At 73.3% G+C, this 19,345-nt stretch carries 16 protein-coding genes; 7 read left to right on the forward strand and 9 right to left on the reverse strand.

Annotation, left to right across the window (positions count from 1 at the left end; all coding sequences use genetic code 11):
- Window positions 1-36: 36 nt before the first annotated feature.
- The 3 genes from ACIBFB_RS01460 to ACIBFB_RS01470 are packed head-to-tail and all read right to left on the reverse strand — an operon-like array spanning window position 37 to window position 3,384.
- A complete protein-coding gene (locus ACIBFB_RS01460) occupies window positions 37-414 on the reverse strand; it encodes a PIN domain-containing protein (protein ID WP_397224943.1) in 378 nt (125 codons plus the stop codon).
- A gap of 10 nt (window positions 415-424) precedes the next feature.
- Window positions 425-703 (reverse strand): hypothetical protein, encoded by a 279-nt coding sequence (locus ACIBFB_RS01465; protein WP_397224945.1) that lies wholly within the window; start codon window positions 701-703, stop codon window positions 425-427.
- 53 nt (window positions 704-756) lie between these two features.
- Window positions 757-3,384 carry a bifunctional FO biosynthesis protein CofGH gene (locus ACIBFB_RS01470; protein ID WP_397224947.1) on the reverse strand — a complete coding sequence of 876 codons (2,628 nt, stop codon included), beginning with the start codon at window positions 3,382-3,384 and terminating at the stop codon, window positions 757-759.
- A gap of 140 nt (window positions 3,385-3,524) precedes the next feature.
- On the opposite strand from ACIBFB_RS01470, the gene ACIBFB_RS01475 reads away from it, so the two are divergent.
- The 3 genes from ACIBFB_RS01475 (at window position 3,525) to ACIBFB_RS01485 (ending at window position 6,391) form a co-directional block, all read left to right on the forward strand.
- On the forward strand, window positions 3,525-4,526 hold the full coding sequence (locus tag ACIBFB_RS01475; RefSeq protein ID WP_397224949.1) for a lysylphosphatidylglycerol synthase domain-containing protein: 1,002 nt from the start codon (window positions 3,525-3,527) through the stop codon (window positions 4,524-4,526).
- A gap of 123 nt (window positions 4,527-4,649) precedes the next feature.
- Window positions 4,650-5,249, forward strand: coding sequence for an RNA polymerase sigma factor (locus ACIBFB_RS01480; RefSeq protein ID WP_397225421.1), 600 nt, complete (start codon window positions 4,650-4,652; stop codon window positions 5,247-5,249).
- Window positions 5,246-6,391, forward strand: coding sequence for a CU044_5270 family protein (locus ACIBFB_RS01485; RefSeq protein WP_397224951.1), 1,146 nt, complete (start codon window positions 5,246-5,248; stop codon window positions 6,389-6,391). Before ACIBFB_RS01480 ends, ACIBFB_RS01485 begins: the two co-directional genes overlap by 4 nt.
- 42 nt (window positions 6,392-6,433) lie before the next feature.
- On the opposite strand, the gene ACIBFB_RS01490 is transcribed toward ACIBFB_RS01485, so the two are convergent.
- Genes ACIBFB_RS01490 through ACIBFB_RS01500 form a run of 3 tightly spaced genes read right to left on the reverse strand, consistent with a single transcriptional unit; the run spans window position 6,434 to window position 10,552 of the window.
- Entirely contained in the window at window positions 6,434-7,549 is a 1,116-nt protein-coding gene (locus tag ACIBFB_RS01490; RefSeq protein ID WP_397224953.1) for a glycosyltransferase family 4 protein, read from the reverse strand.
- Window positions 7,546-8,481, reverse strand: coding sequence for a glycosyltransferase family 2 protein (locus ACIBFB_RS01495; RefSeq protein ID WP_397224955.1), 936 nt, complete (start codon window positions 8,479-8,481; stop codon window positions 7,546-7,548). Before ACIBFB_RS01495 ends, ACIBFB_RS01490 begins: the two co-directional genes overlap by 4 nt.
- A 31-nt stretch (window positions 8,482-8,512) precedes the next feature.
- A complete protein-coding gene (locus ACIBFB_RS01500; protein WP_397224957.1) occupies window positions 8,513-10,552 on the reverse strand; it encodes a hypothetical protein in 2,040 nt (679 codons plus the stop codon).
- A 216-nt stretch (window positions 10,553-10,768) separates the two neighbouring features.
- Here ACIBFB_RS01500 and ACIBFB_RS01505 point away from each other — a divergent pair, with 216 nt between their 5' ends.
- Entirely contained in the window at window positions 10,769-11,575 is an 807-nt protein-coding gene (locus ACIBFB_RS01505) for a TIGR03089 family protein (protein WP_397224959.1), read from the forward strand.
- 489 nt (window positions 11,576-12,064) lie between these two features.
- Here ACIBFB_RS01505 and ACIBFB_RS01510 read toward each other — a convergent pair whose 3' ends face one another.
- Both ACIBFB_RS01510 and ACIBFB_RS01515 read right to left on the reverse strand, forming a co-directional pair.
- A complete protein-coding gene (locus tag ACIBFB_RS01510; protein ID WP_397224961.1) occupies window positions 12,065-13,279 on the reverse strand; it encodes an amidohydrolase in 1,215 nt (404 codons plus the stop codon).
- A 58-nt stretch (window positions 13,280-13,337) separates the two neighbouring features.
- The gene (locus tag ACIBFB_RS01515) at window positions 13,338-14,150 is read right to left on the reverse strand and encodes a Scr1 family TA system antitoxin-like transcriptional regulator (RefSeq protein WP_397224963.1); all 813 of its coding nucleotides are present in this window, start codon (window positions 14,148-14,150) and stop codon (window positions 13,338-13,340) included.
- 279 nt (window positions 14,151-14,429) lie between these two features.
- Between ACIBFB_RS01515 and ACIBFB_RS01520 the strand changes: the two genes are divergently transcribed.
- The gene (locus ACIBFB_RS01520; RefSeq protein ID WP_397224965.1) at window positions 14,430-15,125 is read left to right on the forward strand and encodes a peptidylprolyl isomerase; all 696 of its coding nucleotides are present in this window, start codon (window positions 14,430-14,432) and stop codon (window positions 15,123-15,125) included.
- A 4-nt stretch (window positions 15,126-15,129) separates the two neighbouring features.
- Here the strand turns inward: ACIBFB_RS01520 and ACIBFB_RS01525 are convergent, their stop codons facing one another.
- Entirely contained in the window at window positions 15,130-16,302 is a 1,173-nt protein-coding gene (locus tag ACIBFB_RS01525; protein ID WP_397224967.1) for a cysteine desulfurase family protein, read from the reverse strand.
- Window positions 16,303-16,387: 85 nt separating this feature from the next.
- Here ACIBFB_RS01525 and aroA point away from each other — a divergent pair, with 85 nt between their 5' ends.
- Window positions 16,388-17,674, forward strand: a complete 1,287-nt coding sequence (gene aroA, locus ACIBFB_RS01530) for a 3-phosphoshikimate 1-carboxyvinyltransferase (protein ID WP_397224969.1) — start codon at window positions 16,388-16,390, stop codon at window positions 17,672-17,674.
- Complete coding sequence (rsgA, locus tag ACIBFB_RS01535; RefSeq protein WP_397224971.1) at window positions 17,671-18,675, forward strand: ribosome small subunit-dependent GTPase A; 1,005 nt, start codon at window positions 17,671-17,673, stop codon at window positions 18,673-18,675. Before aroA ends, rsgA begins: the two co-directional genes overlap by 4 nt.
- The last annotated feature ends 670 nt before the right edge of the window (window positions 18,676-19,345 follow it).

Consider the following 19,345-nt stretch of genomic DNA (forward strand, 5'->3'; position numbering starts at 1 on the left):
ATCCGCCTCCGGCGCGGTGGGCCCCCACGCCGTTCCTCAGATCCGCACGATCCGCAGGGTCGGATCGAGCTTGCCGATGTCGTCCGGGTCCGAGGTGAGGACCGTGGCGTTCAACTCCGCGGCCAACAGGGCCACGTGGCCATCCACCACATCGCTCGTACCGCTGCGGGCCAGAAGGGCTCCGGCCCGGCGCGCGCTCCCAAGGTCCAGCGGGTGCGCGAGAACGCCCTTGGACTTCACAAGCCTGGCAATGACCTGTTGACGGGGATCGCCCCGCCACACCTGGGCCAGCACCCCCGCGGACACGTGCGCGACGACACGCTCCTCATACAGGAGTTCCTGGACCTGATAGGCCCGGGGGTTCCTCCGTTCGAGGGCGATGAGGAATCCCGAGTCGAGGACGACCTGTTTCATGTTGAGAACCCTAGGCAGCGGCGTGGGAGTTGTCCTCGAAATCGGAGAACTCGTCCGCCTCGTCCAACCCCAGAGCCTCCCTGGCCCACTGCCTGTCCTCGGCCGAAACCTCTCCGACCTCGGCTTTCAGTTCATCGAGCGTCGCCCTGACGGCCACCCAGTCCGGCGCGTTCTCCGCGAGTTCGGTGAAGTACGCCGACACCGATCCAGCCTGCCCGGAATCCACCGCACGCTGGGCTTTGGCCACGATCTCCTCCGGGACGCTGATAGTGACGCGCTTGTTCGTCATACTCGGATCATACTCCGCGCATACTCCCGTGTCCCGGAGGAACGTGAACCTCCCTACACGAGCGGCAGGGTGGGGCGCCGGACGCTGGGGGCGACCCCGTCGCTGGCCTCCGCCACCCGGCGCCGGTCCTCGGCGACCTCCCCGTAGAGCGTCGTCCGCTGGCGGACGGGGCGACCGGTCGGCGCGACCAGGGCGCGGATGTCGCTGATCGTCTTGTACGACCCCTGCCCCGATCCCGCCATCCGGCTGATCGTCTCCTCCATGAGCGTGCCGCCCACGTCGTTGACCCCGCCCGCCAGCAGCTGGCGGCACGTGTCCTCGGCGAGTTTGACCCACGAGCACTGGATGTTGTCGATGCTGCCGTGCAGCAGCAGCCGGGCCAGCGCGTGCACCGCCCGGTTCTCGCGCACCGTGGGCCCCGTCCTGGCCAGCCCCGCCAGGTAGATCGGGGCGTTGGTGTGCACGAACGGCAGCGGCACGAACTCGGTGAAGCCCGGGCGGCCGTTGCGCTCCTGGGCGCGTTCCTGGAGCGACCGCAGGAGCTTGAGGTGGGCGACCCAGTGGCGCGGCGAGTCCACGTGCCCGTACATCATCGTGGACGTGGTGGGGATGCCCAGGTCGTGCGCGGCCGTGATCACCTCGATCCACTCGCTCGCGGGCAGCTTGCCCTTGGTGAGGATCCAGCGGACCTCGTCGTCGAGGATCTCCGCCGCGGTCCCGGGGATCGAGCCGAGCCCCGCCTCGCGCGCCCGCGTCAGCCACTCGCGGATCGGCAGGTCGGTGCGCGACGCCCCGTTGACCACCTCCATCGGGCTGAACGCGTGGACGTGCATGTCCGGCGCCCGGTCGCGGACGGCCGCGGCGATGTCGAAGTAGGCGGTGCCGGGCAGGTCGGGATGGATCCCGCCCTGCATGCACACCTCCGTGGCCCCCGCGTTCCACGCCTCCTCCGCGCGGTCGGCGACCTGGTCGAGGGAGAGCGTGTAGGCGTCGGCGTCCGTGCGGCGCTGGGCGAAGGCGCAGAACCGGCAACCGGTGTAGCAGACGTTGGTGAAGTTGATGTTCCTGGTGACCACGAACGTGACGTCGTCGCCGACGGTGTCGCGCCGGACCCGGTCCGCCAGGTCGGCCAGCGCCTCCAGCTCGGGGCCGTCGGCGTGCAGCAGCGCGAGCGCCTCGTCGTCGGTGAGTCCGGCGGGGTCCGACTCGGCGCTGCGCAGGGCGGCGGCGATCTCCGGGTCGAACCGGCGGGGCACGGCCCCCTCCCGGTCGACGCCCGCGCGCAGCTCGTCCCAGTCGCCGTAGACCGAGTCGAAGTCGCCGCGCCGGTCCTCGCTCCGGCCCCGCCCGTCGATCCCGGTGTGCAGGTCGGTGCGGCCCGAGGAGACCAGCACGGCCTCGGGTTCCTGCCACGGACGGCCCACGACGGGCGCGTCCTCGCGGGCCAACCCGGTCTCAGGGTCGGCGAGCGCGGCCACGTGTCCGGCCACCCTCGGGTCGAGCCACGGCTCGCCCATCCGGACGTACTCCGGGTAGACGGTGAGCCGCTCGCGCAGGGTGAAGCCCAGGGCGGCGGTGCGCGCGGCCAGGTCGTCGATCTGCGGCCACGGGCGCTCGGGGTTGACGTGGTCGGGGGTGAGCGGGGAGACCCCGCCCCAGTCGTCGATGCCCGCGCGGACCATGAGCGCGTACTCGTCCACGCCCCCGCTCTCGGCGCCGATGAGGTTGGGCGGCGCCTGGACGTGCGCCCTGGGCCCCATGACGAGGCGGGTGACGGCGATCGCGGCGGCCATCTCCTCGCGCTCGGCGTCGGGCCGGTGCATCATCGCGGTCGCCGGTTTGGCGCGGAAGTTCTGGACGATGACCTCCTGGATGCCGCCGTAGCGGCGGGCCGCGGCGCGCACGGCGAAGATCGACTCGGCGCGCTCGCGGTGGTTCTCGCCGATCCCCAGCAGGATGCCGGTGGTGAACGGGACGCTGGACCGCCCCGCGTCCTCCAGGACCCGCAACCGCACCGCGGGGTCCTTGTCCGGACTGCCGTAGTGCGCCTGGCCCTTCTCCGTGAACAGGCGCGTCGAGGTGGTCTCCAGCATCATCCCCATGGACGGGGCGACCGGCTTGAGCCGCTGCAGGTCCGACCAGGTGAGCACGCCCGGGTTGAGGTGCGGCAGGAGACCGGTCTCCTCCAGCACCATGACGGCCATGGCGCGCACGTAGGACAGGGTGTCGTCGTAGCCGTGCGCGTCGAGCCACTCGGCCGCCGCCGACCAGCGGTCCTCGGGGCGGTCCCCGAGGGTGAAGAGGGCCTCCTTGCACCCGAGTGCGGCGCCCTGGCGCGCGATCTCCAGGACCTCGTCGGGGGACAGGAAGGGGGATTCCAGACGTCCGGGCACGGTGGCGAACGTGCAGTAGTGGCAGCGGTCCCGGCACAGCCGGGTCAGGGGGACGAAGACCTTGCGGCTGTAGGTGATCACCCCGGGTCGCCCGGCGGCCGACAACCCCGCGTCGCGGACCCGCCCGGCGTGGTCGAGGAGCGTCTCCAGAGCGTCGCCGCGGGCGTGGAGGAGCACCTCGGCCTCGGTGACGTCGAGGGTCTTTCCGTCGCGGGCGCGGGCCAGCGCGCGGCGCATCGCGGAGGGGGTCGGGGAGGCGTTGGTTCCCAGGTCGTTCGCACCACTCATGGACGCACCCTACGATGCGCGGGTCGGCGCCGTGTCGGGGGAGTCGGTCGTGAGCGCGGAGCGGGGGGTGCCGGGCCGCGGGCGTCCGTCCAGGCGATCTGCGATCATCGGTGGACCGTGCCGTGAGGAGGGAGGGCCCCGTGCTGGGTCGGCTGCGCGACAACCCGTGGGTGCGACTGGCCGTGCTGCTGGCGCTCCTGGCGTGCGCGGGCCTGGCGGTCCGGGCGCACTGGGAACAGGCCCGGGACGCCGCCCTGGCGCTGCCGCTGTGGGTCCTGCCGACGGCGGTGCTGGCGGGCATGGCGGGGCTGACCGGACAGATGATGGCCTGGCGCGCGCTGCTCACCGGGCTCGGATCACCCCTGCCGCGCGCCGTCGCGGCACGCGTGATGTTCGTCGGACAGCTCGGCAAGTACCTGCCCGGGTCGGTGTGGGCGTTCGTCGCCCAGGTGGAGCTGGCGCGGGACTGGCGGGTGCCGCGCGTGCGCGGGGCCGCCGCGACCCTGCTCGCCGTCGGGGTGACGGTCGCGGTGAGCCTGTGCGTCGCGGCGGTCGCGCTGCCGCTGTCGTCCGCCGAGGCGGCCCGGCGCTGGTGGTGGGCGCTGGCCCTGGCGCCCCTGTTCCTGGCCGCCCTGCACCCGCGCGTGGTGGGGCTGGGCGTGCGGATCGCCGCCCGCCCGTTCGCCCGGTTCCGGGAGGTGGCCGAGGCCGGCCCGCTCCGGTTGCCGGGGCGCGCGACGGCCGCGGCGGTCGCGTGGACCCTGCTGGCGTGGGCGCCGTTGGGCGCGCACGTGTGGCTGTTGACGTGGGCGGTGGGCGGCGACCCCGTGCGCTCGATCGGGCCCGCGGTGGGGGCCTACGCCCTGGCGTGGACGCTGGGGCTGCTGGTGGTGTTCGCGCCCGCCGGCCTGGGGGTGCGCGAGGCGGTGCTGGTGGTGGCGCTGGCCCCGGTCGTCGACGCGGGCGCCGCGCTGGTGGTCGCGGTGCTCTCCCGACTGGTCATGACGGTCGCGGACGTGGCGTGGGCGGGGTTGTCCGTCCCGCTGTCCCGGATGACCCGCCCCGAGTCGGCGCAGGGGCCGGGAACGTCGGACGCTCCCGGCGATCCGGCGAGGACCCAAGCCCCCGACCGGAACGTGTGACCCGGGGTACGCGCGGCAGCCCGCCGACGACGGGGGGCGGATCGGCGTCCGCGTGAACTCCTTCCCGGGGATCGGGCTAGTAGGAGTGTGAGACCACCGTCCATCGACCTGATCGGATCCCCCATGCCCGAGACCGTCCCCAGGGCCTCCGCACCCGGCGGACCGGAGTCCGACGCGGTCGTCGTCCAACGCTCCCTGACCGACCCCGCGGCGTTCGGCGAGGTCTTCCGCCGCCACGCGCCCGCGCTGCACCGGTACGTCGCCCGACGTCTGGGCACGGCCGACGCCGACGACATCGTCGCCGAGACCTTCCACACCGCGTTCCGCAGGCGCCACCGGTACGACACCGACCGTCCCGACGCCCGACCGTGGCTGTGGCGGATCGCCACCAACCTGGTGCGCCGCCGCCACCGGTCGGAGACACGCGCCTACAGGGCGCTGGCTCGGACCGGCTCGGACCCGGTCATGGAGGGCTTCGCCGAACGGGTCGCCGAGCGCGTGGACGCGACCGCCCTCTCCGGTGACCTGGCCTCGGCCCTGGCGCGCCTGTCCCGGGGCGACCGGGACACGCTGCTGCTCATCGCCTGGGGAGGACTGACCTACGGGGAGACCGCCCAGGTGCTCGGCGTCCCGACGGGGACCGTCCGTTCCCGGCTCCACCGCGCCCGCACACGCGTGCGCGCCGCCCTGCCCGCCGCCTTCGTGAAGGGGACCTCCCAGTGAACGAGATCGACCGCCTGAGCCGGGTGCGCGCGGACGTCCCCGAGCCCACCGCGGAGGAACTGGCCGTGCGCACGGGCTGGCGCCCCGGAGGCCCGATGCCCGCCCGCCGCGTCCGCACGACCGGTTGGTTCCCCCTGGCCCTCTCCGGTGCGGCCGTGCTCGTGGCCGCGGCCGTGTTCGCGTTCCTGGCGCTGGGGCCGGGTGGATTCCTGGCCTCGGACTCGGTCGTGCTGACCCCGGTCGCCCCGGCGTCGGAGGAACCCGAGAACGACGGAAGCGCGTTGGAGGTCATGGCCCCCGTCATCGAGGCCGCCCGGTCCCAGCCGACCGACGGCGCGGTCTGGCATCAGAGCTTCACGACCGCCGACGCCTGGGGCGTGGGCCCCGAGGGCGACCGGTACGGGGTGTACGACGTCCGCGAGCGTCGGGGGTGGACGGACACCGAGACCGGGCGGACCGCCTACCAGGAGGTGTCGACGGACTGGTCGCTGGTCGCCGACCGCGTGCGAGAAGCGTGGCAGCGCGACGGCTCCCCCACGTTCTGGCCGGAGGAGACCGAGCGACGGGAAATCCCCACCCCGGTGGACGACGCGAGGCCGTACTCCACCACGGTGGACTACCCCATCGACGGCGAGTGGCTGAGCCCCCAGGACGTTCAGCACCTCCCCTCCGACCCGGATCGGCTGCGGGAGATGCTGCGGTCCGAGGACGAGGGGGAGGAGTCGTCGCACGGGGGGGACACGGCACAGGCGGGCTTCCCGTCCGTGAACGAACCGTCGATCGCAGCCGTCACCGGCAACCTGAACCTCCCCCTTCCTCCGCGGGTCAGGGCGGGCGTCTACGAGGTCCTGGCGGGCCTGCCCGGCGTCCGGGAGGCCGAGGGGGTGACCGAGGACCTGTCCGGACGGCCCGCCGTGGGCGTCGCCTACGACGTCGACGGGCTGGGGGACGGACGATACGAGGAGCGGATCCTTTTCGACCCCGGAACCGGTCGGCTCCTGTCCGTCGAGCGGGTCGTGGTCGAGGCCCCGGAGTGGGAGGCCGGCTGGGCCGAGCCCGGCGACGTGGTGCACTACAGGCTCTACGAAACCTCCGAGTGGACCGACTCCTGGCCCGACGTCCAGGATCCCTACGGCGGGTGACGTCGCGTGGAGCGCCGCCGCTCCGAGGACGGGGCGGCGCTCTCACGCCTCCAGCAACCGCCCGGTGTAGGCCGTCCAGTACGGTCCGGCGTCCACCGGGCGGACCCCGGCGCGCAGCCGTTCGGGCTCCCCCGGGGCGTAGAACTCCTTCAGCGCCCGCGCCAGGTCGCCGACGTCGCCCGGCGCGCACAGCAGACCGTCGACGCCGTCGCGGACGTGGTCCGCCAGCGTCCCGGCCCGGGTCGCGACCACGGGCACGCCGTGCTCGTGGGCGAGCCAGACGTTCTGGCTGGCCGTGGCCGTCCGGTACGGCAGGACGACGGCGTCGGCCTCCGCGAACAGCGCGGGCAGATCGGCGGCGGGCACGTACCCCTCGCGGAACCGGACGCGGTCGGCGACCCCCAGCTCGGCCGCCAGCTCCGACAGCTCGCCGGGGCCTTCCCAGAACTCCCCGGCCACGGTGAGCGCCACGTCCCGCGGGGCCCCGTCCGCCAGTGCCCGCACCAGCACGTCCACCCCCTTGTACGGGCGGACGATGCCGAGGAACAGCAGGTGCCGCCGCTCGCCGGGCGCGGGGGGCCGGGCGCCGCCGGTCTCCGGCAGGTGCGGCGGCATCCGCGCGACCACCGGACGGGACCTCCCCGGGCCCCGCAGCCCCTCGGCGAGGAGCGCCTGGTCGGGCGAGTGGGCGACCACGCCGTCGACCCGCCGGAGCAGCGCGCGGGTCAGGGACACGTCGACCGCGCCGCGCTCGTGCGGCAGCACGTTGTGGCACAACGCGACCACGCGCGTCCCCGCCCGCCGTGACCGCACGCCCGCGACGACCCCGAGGTAGGCGGGCACCTGCACCGGTGAGAACAGCGTGAGCACCACCAGGTCGGCCTCGTCCGCGAGGCGGCGCCCGGTGCGCCACCAGCCGTCCGGCCGGTACCAGGCCAGGCCGTGGCGGGTGTCGGGGTAGGGCTCTCCCTCCGGGTCGGCGATGGTCTGCTGCCCCGGGTACAGGGCGGAGGGGTACTGCGCCCGCCACGACTCGATCACCGTCGGATGGCCGAGCGCGCGCAGCCGGTGCGCCAGTTCGGTGGTGTGCCGGGCGCCGCCGCCCTTGTAGGGGTGGGCGGGCCCCACCAGGGCGACCCGGGCCGGTCCGCCGCTCACGCACCCTCCCGCGAGCGGACGATGAGGTCGGCCAGGAGGGCGATGGCCGCGATGATCAGCCCGGTCATGAGGATCATGACCGTGTTGTTGGGGATGTACAGCGGGTTGCGCACCTGGTCGAAGACGAACTTGGCGGCGCCGATCCCCAGCAGGGTCAGCGCGGGCGGCATGAGCACCTTGAGCGGGTTGAAGTACATGACCATCCGCAGTACCTGGAGGATGTAGCGGTAGGCGTCCTTGACGAAGTGGAACTTCGAGGTGCCCGCCCGTGTGGCGTACTCGATCGGCACGTACCGGACCGGGTGGTGGTTGGACAGGAAGGCCAGCGTGATCGTCGTGACGCAGGAGAACCCGGGCGGCAGGAGACGCAGGTAGGGGCGGGCCACATCGCGGCGGAACACGCGCAGTCCGGAGTTGAGGTCGGGGATGCGGGTGCCGGTGAGCCCTTCGGCGATCTTGCGGATCACCCACTTGGCGGGGACCCGCAGCGCCTTGTGCGACCCCATCTCCTGGGTGCGCGCCCCCACGACCTGGTCGGTCTCGGGGTCCTGGTCGAGCATGGCGACCAGCTCGGGGATGCGCTCGTTCGGGTAGCTCATGTCCGCGTCGGTCCACACGACGAACTCGCCGCGTGCCCGCTGGCTGCCGACCCGGCGCACCGTGCCGGAGCCGCCGTTGTGGCCGAACGCGATCACCCGCAGGTGGGGGTAGAGGGCCTCCGCGTCGCGCAGCCGGGCGAGGGTGTCGTCGGTGGAGGCGTCGTCCACGGCCAGCAGTTCGTAGCCGTACCCGGAGGCGTCCATGGCCGAGCTGATCCGTTTGACCTCGTCGAGGACGTGGTCCTGCTCGTTGTAGCAGGGAAGCACGATGGTGACCCGCACCGGCGAGTCGTCGGCGCCGCGGTCCTGGGTGTGATCGGGTGTCTGGCTCATGCGTCCGTCTGTGTGGTAGGGGGCTGGTCGGTCAGGCCGGGATGACGGCCACCCAGACGCTCCCGCGGAAGGTCCAGTGGCCGGTGGGCGGTTCCATGAGCGTACTGGGATCCATGTCGGCGACGACCTGGAAGGGCCGGACGGGCTCGACGTCGCCACCGGTCAACTCGTCGAGCGGGACCCAGTCCGGCGCGGCGAGGACGGCGTCGCGGCCGCGCTCGTGGATCTCGCCGACCACCCGTTCCACGTCCTGCGGCGTGGGCTCGTCCATCGCCGCGGTGGGCAGCCCGCAGACGTTCCGGAACAGCGGCATGTAGTTCCCGGCCATCCCGCTGTCGACCACGATCACCGACCCGTCCTCCGGGAGGTGCGCGCACAGGTTCTCCGTGGCCGCGACCGTGCCCACGTCCTGCCGGTAGCCCATGACGCCGTTGGCCGCCGTGGTGGCCGTCGGCACCGTCATCGCCACGGCGGCGCCCGCGGCCACCGCGGCCGGGAGGGAGCGCGCGAGGCCGGCGTGGCCGTTCGCGCGGACGGCGGTGTCGCAGTAGCGGGTCAACCAGGCCGCGAACCAGACGGCGAGGAGGATGAACGCGGGGATCACCAGGGCGATCAGCCGCCTGCTGGCCCAGGGGTGGTCGGGGGTGATGGCGGGCCGCAGGAGCGTGGTTCCCACCGTCCAGACCAGCAGCATGGCGGGCAGGACCCACTGGGGTTCACGGCGTTGGACGATCCGGCGCAGGATCAGGGCGAGACCGAGCCCGGCGAACAGGACGGTGCCCAGGCCCACGTACCACCCCACCCAGTAGAGGCTGAGGTCGTAGTAGGTGCGGCTGCCCTCGACCGGGAGCCCCTCGCGCTCCTGGACGGCCGCCACCCACTGGTCGGTGAAGTCGCTGCCGTGGCCGTAGTCGGGCCACAGCAGGGGTCGGATCGCGAAGCCGACCATCGCGACCAGCGCCAGCGCGGCCACCGCGCCGGGCAGCCAGCGGACCCGCTCCACACGGGGGACGCCGTGCCGCCACAGTGCGGCCGTGGCGACGGCGGTGAGCGCGATCACCGCGGCGCTGATCATCAGCAGCGGGTCCAGCGAGTCCGACAGGTAGTCCAGGTAGGGCTCGGAGAGTCCGTATCCGGCGTACAGGCCGAGCCCGCCGCCGACGGCCAGACCGCCCAGCAGCGGGAGGGCCTGGCCGCGGCGGGCCAGGAGCAGGAGCCCGACGAAGCCGACGACCGGAAGCAGATCGCGCAGGACGTCGATCCGGACCACCAGCCCCAGCCCGAACGACAGACCCGCGGCGGCCGCGAGGGTGTGCTGGGCGGACCAGCGGTCACGCAGGAAGGAACGCCGCGAGAGCGCGTCGTAGGCCAGGACGAGACCGCCGAGCAGGAGGATCTGGGTGACGGGTTCGCTGTAGGTGAACCGGCTGACCCACTGCTGGGGCAGGCACACGGCCAGCACCAGGGCCGCCAGCGGGGCCCAGCGGGCGCCGACCAGGCGTGCGGTGAGCCCGGCGAGGGTCAGCACGCCCAACGCGCCCAGGACCGGGGTGGTCACGAGCATGCCGGTGAGGCCGCCCGCCCAGTAGCCGATCGATGTGAGCAGGGGCGCTCCGGCCATGAACTGCGGCCAGATGACGTCGCCGCGCTGGTACTGGGCGAGGCTCTGGTAGCTGAGGGAGGGGTCGTCCCCGGCGATGAGGTCGGTGCGCAGGGGGATCGGCAGGGACCCGTTCTCCGCGATCCAGACCGTGTACATCGCGTAGGAGGCCGGGTCGCGCCGGATGACCAGCGCCTCCGCGTGGTAGGCGATCTGCACCGCGGCGAACGCCACGACGATCAGCAGCACCAGGACGACCGGCCACCAGGGCACGTCCTCCTCCGGGTCCGGGACGAGCCGCGTCACCAGGACACAGGCCGCGAACACCGCCGGGACACCGGCGACGAGCCCCGTCACGGGCGTGAGGACACCGAACACCAGAAGGGGGAAGGCCACCAGGAGCCAGGCCGAGACGGCGATGGCGGGGAGCGCGGTGACGCGGGCGAGGAGCCGTCCGGGAGGCAAGCGCATGGGGACACTGTGGCAGCTTGAGCCACGTGACGCACATCTCGGGTGCGCGCGGGGCCCGGATCGGACGGGATCGCCCAGGTGGGTGGGCGGAACGGCCCGAGCCGGGGGTGCCGGTGAGGACGAGGCGCCGCACGGGTTCGCCCCTGCGACTCGCGGGCGCGGACGGGCGCCGACCGGCCAGGTCGGGGACGGGGGGACCGCCCGTAGAGTGGCGGCATGTCCCAGACTCCAGCACAGCTGTGGCGCGACCTGGTCGCCACCGCCCCCGCCCGTCCGTTCGTGACCTCCTACGACGCGTCGGGAGGACGGGTCGAGCTCTCCCCTGCCACCCTCGACAACTGGGTGTCCAAGACCGCGAACCTGATGGTGGACGGGTTCGGCACGCAGCCGGACGACCGGGTCGCGATCGCGCTCCCGCTCCACTGGCAGTCGCTCGTCTGGCTGCTGTCGGCCTGGTCGGTCGGAGCGGTGGCCGTGCCCGTCGACGGCGACGCGTTCCCCGAGGGCGCGCAGGTCGCGGTGGCCGACGCCGGCCGGCTGGAGGCCGCGCTCGGCAGCGGCGCGGAGGAGGTCGTGGGCGCCTCGCTGCACCCGCTCGGGCTGCCCCTGCGGGATCTGCCCCCGATGGCCCTCGACTACACCACCGAGGCACGGGCCCACGGTGATCGCTTCTCCCCCTACGCGCTCGACGCCGACGCCGCCGCGTACGCGACGACCCGCGAGTGGACCGGCGCGGAACTGGCGGCGGCCGCCCGCCGACGCGCCGAGGAGTGGGCGCTGACCGCGCGGGACCGCGTGGCGATCGTGTTGGGCCCCGCCACCCCGCTCGCCGCGCTCGGCGACGACGCCTCGGCCCTCCTGGCGCCGGTGGCCGCGGGCGCTCCGGTCATCCTCGCCGAGGGCGGCCCCGACGACGTGCCGGAGTTGGTCTCACGCCTGAAGATGGAAGGCGCCACCGCCGTCCTCGACCCGGCTGGGAGCGGAGTGGCGGCGGCGGACGAGGGACCGCGCGCGCTGGCCTGACCGGGCGTCGGCGTCGGGAGCCGCACGCTCCTTGGCGGCCTTCCGGGCCTCGCGCGCCGACCTGGCCTCACGTGCCTCCCGCTCCCGCTCGGCGCGGTAGAGGTCGGCGGCCTGGGCGTGCAGATCGGGGTGCATGGCGTCCTCCAGTGAGTCCGGTGGGGCGGGACCGTGCGTCCCGACCGCCACCAGACTCGCGCTAAGGAGGGGGCCGCCACCATGGGAGATCCGCCGTATTTCCGGGCCTCGGCACGCGCCGAGGACCAGGGCGATGCGGCTAAGACCCCGCTAAGGACCTCCCTAGGGACACGCCGGAGGCGCGCGTCCGCCTAGGGCGTGTTCCGCGGACGCGTACCCTGCTGCGCGACGCCCCAGCACAACTCTCGCTGCGTTCTCATCAGTCGACAGGACCCCACCCTGACTCCCTCTTCGGCCTTGCGACAGCCGCACCGGAGACGCCGCTCGCGACGGGCAGCATCCACGGAAGACGCCCTAGGACTCGCGGTAGTAGGCGTCCGCGACCACGCCCTCACGCCGCTCCTCGTCGTAGGTGTACACCTCACGCCCGCCGACGAACACGCGCAGCGCGCGGCTCATCACGTCCAGCGGGTCGCCCGACCACACCACCACGTCGCCGTCCAGGCCGGGGCGCAGCGCCCCCACCCGGTCGTCGATCCCCATGATCTGGGCCGGGTTGAGCGTGATCGCGCGGATCGCGCTGTCCCGGTCCAGCCCCTCCTTCACGCACAGGGTTGCCTGGTGGACCAGGAACTCGATGGGCACGACCGGGTGGTCGGTGGTGAGCGCGACCTTCACGCCCGCGCGGTCGAGGATGCCCGGGTTGGCCAGTGTCTTGTTCTTGACCTCGACCTTGGACCGGCCGACCATCAGCGGGCCCGTGATCACCGGGATGCCGCGCTCCGCGATCTCGTCGGCCAGCAGGTGGCCCTCGGTGCAGTGGTTGATGATCAGTCGGTACCCGAACTCGTCGGCCAGCCGCATCGCCGTGTGCATGTCGTCGGCGCGGTGGACGTGCTGGCACCAGGGCAGCTCTCCGTCCAGGACCCTGACCAGGACCTCCAGGGTGTTGTCCCGGTCGAAGGGCGTGCCCTCGGACGCGGCGTGCTCGCGCTTGGCCTTGTAGTCCTGCGCCTTGGTGAACGCGTCGCGGATCACCGCCGCCACGCCCTGCCGGGTCGAGGGCAGCTGCTTCTTCTCCCCGTACACGCGCTTGGGGTTCTCCCCCAACGCGCTCTTGACGCTGGTCGGCTGTTTGATCAGCCGGTCCTCCATGCTGCGTCCCCAGCACTTGACGGCGACGGTCTGACCGCCGATCGGGTTGCCCGAGCCGGGCTTGACCACGGAGGTGGTCACACCGCCGGACAGGGCGTCGACGAACCCCCGGTCGGCGGGGTTGATGGCGTCCAGGGCACGCAGACGCGCGCCGTTGGGGTCGGTCATCTCGTTGGTGTCGTCACCCGCCCAGCCGACGCCCTCCTCGTCGATGCCGATGTGGCCGTGCGCCTCGACGAATCCGGGGAGCACCCACCTGCCGGACGCGTCGACGACCGTGGCTCCGTCGGGGACGGCGACGTCCGCGTCCGGGCCGACCGCCGTGATGGCGCCGTCGGAGATGAGGACCGTGCCGCCGTCGATGGGGTCGCCGTCGACGGGAACGACGTATCCGGAAGTGATCGCGATATCCATGGCGGGCAACCTAGCCCATCGTCCGGCGTTCCCCAAGGGGCCGGTGCCGCGCCTCAGGTCAACGCCCCGGCCACCGCGAGGTCAGGATCTGCGAGTCCGGGGTCAGCTCGACGGCCGCGTGCTCGATGGCGTCGCGCACCATCGTGCACCGCCCGACCTGCGCCGGATCGGCCGTGAGTTCCCCGCCCTGGGTCGCGAACGCGTACACCATGCTCGGCCGGTCCTCGAACTCCATGAGCCGGAACGCGCCGCCCAGGCCGGGATGGCGCGGCGTCTGCTCGGGGATCACGCCCATGGTGACGATGCCCGCCTCGATGAGGTCGGCCAGGAAGCCGCGCTGGGCGTTGATCACGGCCGCGCCCCCCTGGGGACGCGTCAGCGCGGGTTCGTTGAGCACCACCCGCAGACCCGGGCCGTCCGGGCCGGTCATCGCCGCCCGGTGCGCCATCTCCTCGTCGACCATCGCCTCGACCTGGTCCACGTCGAGGTCGGGGTGGGCGGGCCCCAGGATGGCCCTGGAGTACTCCCGGGTGCGCAGGTACGTGGGCACGGCCATGGGTTGGTGCTCCCAGAGCCGGGCCGCGTGCGCGCCGAGTTCCCGCATGTCCCCGAACTCGTTGGGGAAGGCCTCGGCCTGAAGGGTGATCGCCCACGCGTCGACCAACTGGTGCCCTGCTCCCAGCGCGGTGTCCACCCGCTCGACCAGTGTCCGGGCCGGTCGGCAGTGCGCGAACTCCACCTCGCGAAGCTTGTCGTCGGTCACCCCGACGGTCCTGGCCAGTTCGGCGCGTGAGAGCCCCTTGTCGGACCTGGCGCGCAGCACCCGCGCGCCGAAGGGGAGCCACATCGCAGACGGCAACGCAGTGTTCACTCCCGATTCCTCTCCCGTCGCCGGTCGGGGCGGGCCGCTCACTCGGGTCGGCTCCCCGCCCCCTCCATCTGACCCTCTCCCGTGGCGGTGCGGCTGGTCAAGCGACCGGGCGGGTGCGGCGATCGGTGATAAGTCCGTACAAGGACTGACAATGCCGTCCCATGACCCGACACCCGTCTGACCAGGGGCACCTTCGGCGTGCCCCAAGGTGGGGTCACCCGTCCGACCCCAGTACTCTGTGTGCCGCCAAGCCGCGAACCTCACCTCGGAAGTGAACCGATGAAGCGCTCTACCCTGTCGGCGACCGCCCTGCTGGCCTCCACCGTCCTGCTCGCCACGACCGCGTGTCAGAGCGACACCGACCTGGCGTCGGCGCAGGAGACGGACCGGGAGGCCGCCGCCGGCGCCGACTCGACCTCCAGCCCCGAGGCGTCCGGCGGCCCCGCCGACGTCGACGTCTCGGACGTGGAGGGCGCCGTCCTGAGCACCAGCGAGGGAGACATCGAGGTGGACCTCTTCCCGGAGGACGCCCCGCTGACCGTGGCCAACTTCGTCGGGCTCGCCGAGGGACAGGGAGTGCCCAACCCGGTGACGGGCGAGGCCGCGTACTACGACGGGACGGTCTTCCACCGGGTGATCGAGGGGTTCATGATCCAGGGCGGCGACCCCGAGGGGAGCGGTCGCGGCGGCCCCGGGTACACGTTCGAGGACGAGTTCGGGTCCGGTCGGACGTTCGCCGAACCGGGCGTGCTCGCCATGGCCAACTCGGGCCCGGACACCAACGGCTCGCAGTTCTTCATCACGGTGGCGCCGACCGGGCACCTCGACGACCGCCACACGATCTTCGGCCAGGTCGCGGACGAGGAGTCGTACGCGGTCGTGGAGGCGATCTCCCAGGTCGCCACCGACCAGGGCGACCGTCCGGCGGAGGACGTGACGCTGGAGTCCGTCACGATCCAGCGCGCCGGGGACTGAGGGGTCAGCGCCGGCGCTTGGCCCTGGCGGCTCGGGCCCGTTCCACCGCGGGCCCGATCGCCTCGGCCAGCGCCGCGACGTCCCCCGGTGCGGAGGTCCTCCCCAACGACAGCCGCAGACTGCTCAGCGCGGTGTCCGGGTCGGCCCCCATCGCCAGCATGACGTGGCTGGGCTGGGCGACCCCCGCCGAGCAGGCGGACCCGGTCGAGCAGGAGATGCCCTTCGCGTCGAGCAGCATGAGCAGGGCGTCGCCCTCGCAGCCGGGGAACGACAGGTGCGAGATACCCGGCAGGCGCCCGTCCGGGTCGCCGTTGACCACGACGTCCGGGACCGCCGCGCGCACGCGCTCCTCCAACTCGTCCCGGAGCGCGGTCAGGTGCTTGACGTGCTCCTCGCGTTCGGCCACGGCGAGGTCGACCGCGGTGGCCAGACCGCGCACGAGCGGAGTGGACAGGGTGCCGGAGCGGATGTCGCGCTCCTGCCCGCCACCGTGGAGGACCGGCTCCGGGGCCAGGCCCCGGGCGACGACCAGCGCGCCCGTACCGACCGGGCCGCCGAGCTTGTGGCCGCTGACCGTGAGGGCGCTGACGCCGCTGGCGGCGAAGTCGACCGGCTCGGCGCCCACCGCCTGGACGGCGTCCGTGTGCAGGGGGACGCCGTACTCGGCGGCGACCGAGGCGAGCTCGGCCACCGGCTGCACGGTGCCGACCTCGTTGTTGGCCCACATGACCGAGACGAGGGCGACGGTCTCGGGATCGCGCTCGATCGCCTCGCGCAGGGTCCCCGGATCGACGCGACCGAGCCCGTCCACGGCCAGCGTCTCGAAGACGGCTCCCTGGTGGTCGGCCATCCAGTGCGCGGGGTCCAGCGCCGCGTGGTGCTCGACGGCGCTCACGAGGATCCGCCGGCGCGCGGGCGCCTCCGTGTTGCGGGCCCAGTACAGGCCCTTGACCGCGATGTTGTCCGACTCGGTGCCGCCACCGGTGAAGACCACCTCGTGCGGGGTGCACCCCAGAGCCAGGGCGAGGCGTTCGCGCGACTCCTCGACCGTGCGGCGCGCGGCCCGTCCGTGGCCGTGCAGGGAGGACGGGTTCCCGAGGGCGCCGAGCTCGTCCGTGAGGTCGGCGACGACCTCGGCACGGACCTCGGTCGTGGCTGCGTGATCCAGATACACCATGGCCGTCCCAGAATACGCGGCCACCGTTGTCCACAGCCGCGCTCCTCCCCCTCCCCTCCTCCCCCGACCCCGATAACCTTGAGTCATGCCTGACACCGCGTCCCCGCAGCCCGCCGCCCACTGGCCCGCCCCGACCGTCCAGCGTCCCGTGAGCGCGCGACTGTCCCTGCCCGGCTCCAAGTCGGTCACCAACCGGGCGCTCGTCCTGGCCGCGCTCTCGGAGACGCCGTGCCTCGTGCGCCGTCCGCTCGCCAGCCGGGACAGCGAGCTGATGATCGGCGCACTGCGCGCGCTGGGCGTGGGGATCACCGCCGAGGGCGAGGACCTCGCGGTCTCCCCCGCCGTGCTGCGCGGTCCGGCGTCCGTCGACGTCGGCAACGCCGGAACCGTCATGCGCTTCGTGCCGCCGCTGGCCGCCCTCGCCGCCGGCGACGTCCACTTCGACGGGGACCCGCGTGCCCGGGAGCGGCCCGTCGACGAGCTGCTCAACGCCCTGCGCGCCCTCGGCGCGGACCTCGACGACGGCGGACGCGGCGCCCTGCCCATGACCATCCACGGCGCCGGAGCCGTTCCCGGCGGTGAGGTCACCCTGGACGCCTCCGGTTCGTCCCAGTTCGTGTCGGCCCTCCTCCTCAGCGGAGCCCGGTTCACTGAGGGCGTGCACGTCCGGCACGAGGGTCCGCCGGTGCCCTCCCAGCCGCACCTGGACATGACGGTGGAGATGCTCCGGGCCGTCGGCGTGTCCGTCACCACCGGGGAGAACTCCTGGAGGGTGGCGCCGGGGCCGATCAAGGCCACGGAGATCACCGTGGAACCCGACCTGTCCAACGCGGCGCCTTTCCTGGCCGCCGCGTTGATCACGGGCGGCGAGGTCACCATCGAGGGGTGGCCCGAGCACACCACCCAGCCCGGGGACGAGCTGCGGTCCCTCTTCACCCGGATGGGCGGCGAGGTGTCGCGGTCCGGCGACGACCTCACCCTGCGCGGGACCGGGCAGGTCAACGGCATCACCGCCGACCTCCGTGACGTCGGTGAGCTCACGCCGACCATCGCCGCGGTGGCGGCCCTGGCGGACTCGCCCTCCCGGCTCACCGGCATCGCGCACCTGCGCCGCCACGAGACCGACCGCATCGCCGCGCTCGCCGCCGAGATCAACCACCTGGGCGGGGACGTCGAGGAGCTGCCGGACGGTCTGGTCATCCGGCCGCGACCCCTCCACGGAGGTGTGTTCCACTCCTACGACGACCACCGGATGGCCACGTCCGGTGCCGTGATCGGGCTGTCGGTGCCCGGGGTGGAGGTGGAGAACATCGCCACCACACGCAAGACGCTGCCCGACTTCCCCGGCCTGTGGGCGGAGGCCCTCGCATGAGCCGCACGCGGGGCGGGGGGCGCCACCTGGACGAGGACGACATCCGCGTGCGCGCCCGGGGCGGTTCCCGACCCCGCACCAGGAAGCGGCCCAAGCACGAGGACGCCGCGGAGGGCCTGGTCACCGCCGTCGACCGGGGTCGCTACCGGTGCCTGGTCTACGACGTGCCGGTCGTCGCGATGAAGGCCCGCGAACTGGGCCGCGGCTCCATCGTCGTGGGGGACCGCGTCGACGTCGTCGGTGACCTGTCCGGCCGACCCGACACGCTCGCCCGCGTCGTCCGGGTCCGCCAGAGGGAGAGCGTCCTCCGGCGCACGGCCGACGACACCGACCCCGTCGAGCGGGTGATCGTCGCCAACGCCGACCAGCTCGCGATCGTGTGCGCCCTGGCCGACCCGGCGCCTCAGCCCCGCTTCGTCGACCGCTGCCTGGTGGCGGCCTACGACGCCGGTCTCGAACCGCTGCTGTGCCTGACCAAGGCCGACCTCGCCGAACCGGACGACCTGGTCCGGGTCTACGAGCCCCTCGGGCTGCCCTACGAGGTGCTCAGCCCCGAGGGGGACCTCACACGGCTCAGATCCCGTCTGGCCAACAGAACCAGCGTGTTCGTCGGCTCGTCCGGCGTCGGGAAGTCGACGCTCGTCAACCGCCTGATCCCCGGAACCGACCGCGCTGTGGGTCACGTGAACGCCGTGACCGGCCGTGGGCGCCACACGTCGACCTCCGCCGTGGCGCTGCCCTTCGAGGGCGGCTGGCTCATCGACACCCCCGGGGTGCGCAGCTTCGGCCTGGCGCACATCGAACCGGACGACATCGTGGCGGGCTTCGCCGACATCGACGAGGTCGCACACGGATGCCCGCCGGGCTGCACCCACCAGCCCGAGGAGGAGGACTGCGCGGTCGCCGCCGCCCTGGGCGCGGGCCGCCTGGACGCCGATCGCGTGGGGTCGCTGCGCCGCCTCCTCGCCAGCCGCGAGGGAACCCTCGACGAGGAACCCTGACCGACGGCCACGGTCCCCGGTCGCTCAGCCGTAGGGGAGCGCGTGACCGCCCCGGGTCCCCGGTGGGCCCGCCCGGGGCCGTGTGCCGCAGGGGGGTGGCCGTCCCTGGTCGGCTGACCGCAGGGGGTGGCCGCCAACTCTCCCACCTCGCTCGCCCCAGGGGGGTGGCCGAAAGCTCTCCCGCCTTGCTCGCCCCGGGGGGTTGGCCGCAGATTCTCCCACCTCGTTCGCCCTGGGGGGTTGGGGTAGGCGCGACCGCCCCGGGTCGCCGGTGGGGGGTTGGGGTAGGCGCGACCGCCCCGGGTCGCCGGTGGGGGGTTGGGGTAGGCGCGACCGCCCCGGGTCGCCGGTGGGGGGTTGGGGTAGGCGCGACCGCCCCAGTTACTACTGGGGGGTTGGGTGGTCCGGTTCTCGGGTCCATAGGGGGTTGGGTGTGGTGTTTTCCTGCCCCGGTCACCGGTGGGGGTGTGGCTCGTCCGGAGGGCGTGTTCGCGCAGCGAATTCGTTCCGGAGGGCGAGGTCCCTCACCTATGGTCACCGCTGGCGGTCCACAGATATGCAGGCGGCGGTCACCACGTGGGAACGTGATTCCGAAGTGATGACACCCCCGGCCCCAGGAGCGGGGGGTGGACGGTCCAGCAAACACCCGCCCCAAGCCCCACACAGGTCC

The sequence above is a fragment of the Nocardiopsis sp. NPDC050513 genome (assembly GCF_044457925.1).
In the GTDB taxonomy this organism is placed as follows: Bacteria; Actinomycetota; Actinomycetes; order Streptosporangiales; family Streptosporangiaceae; genus Nocardiopsis.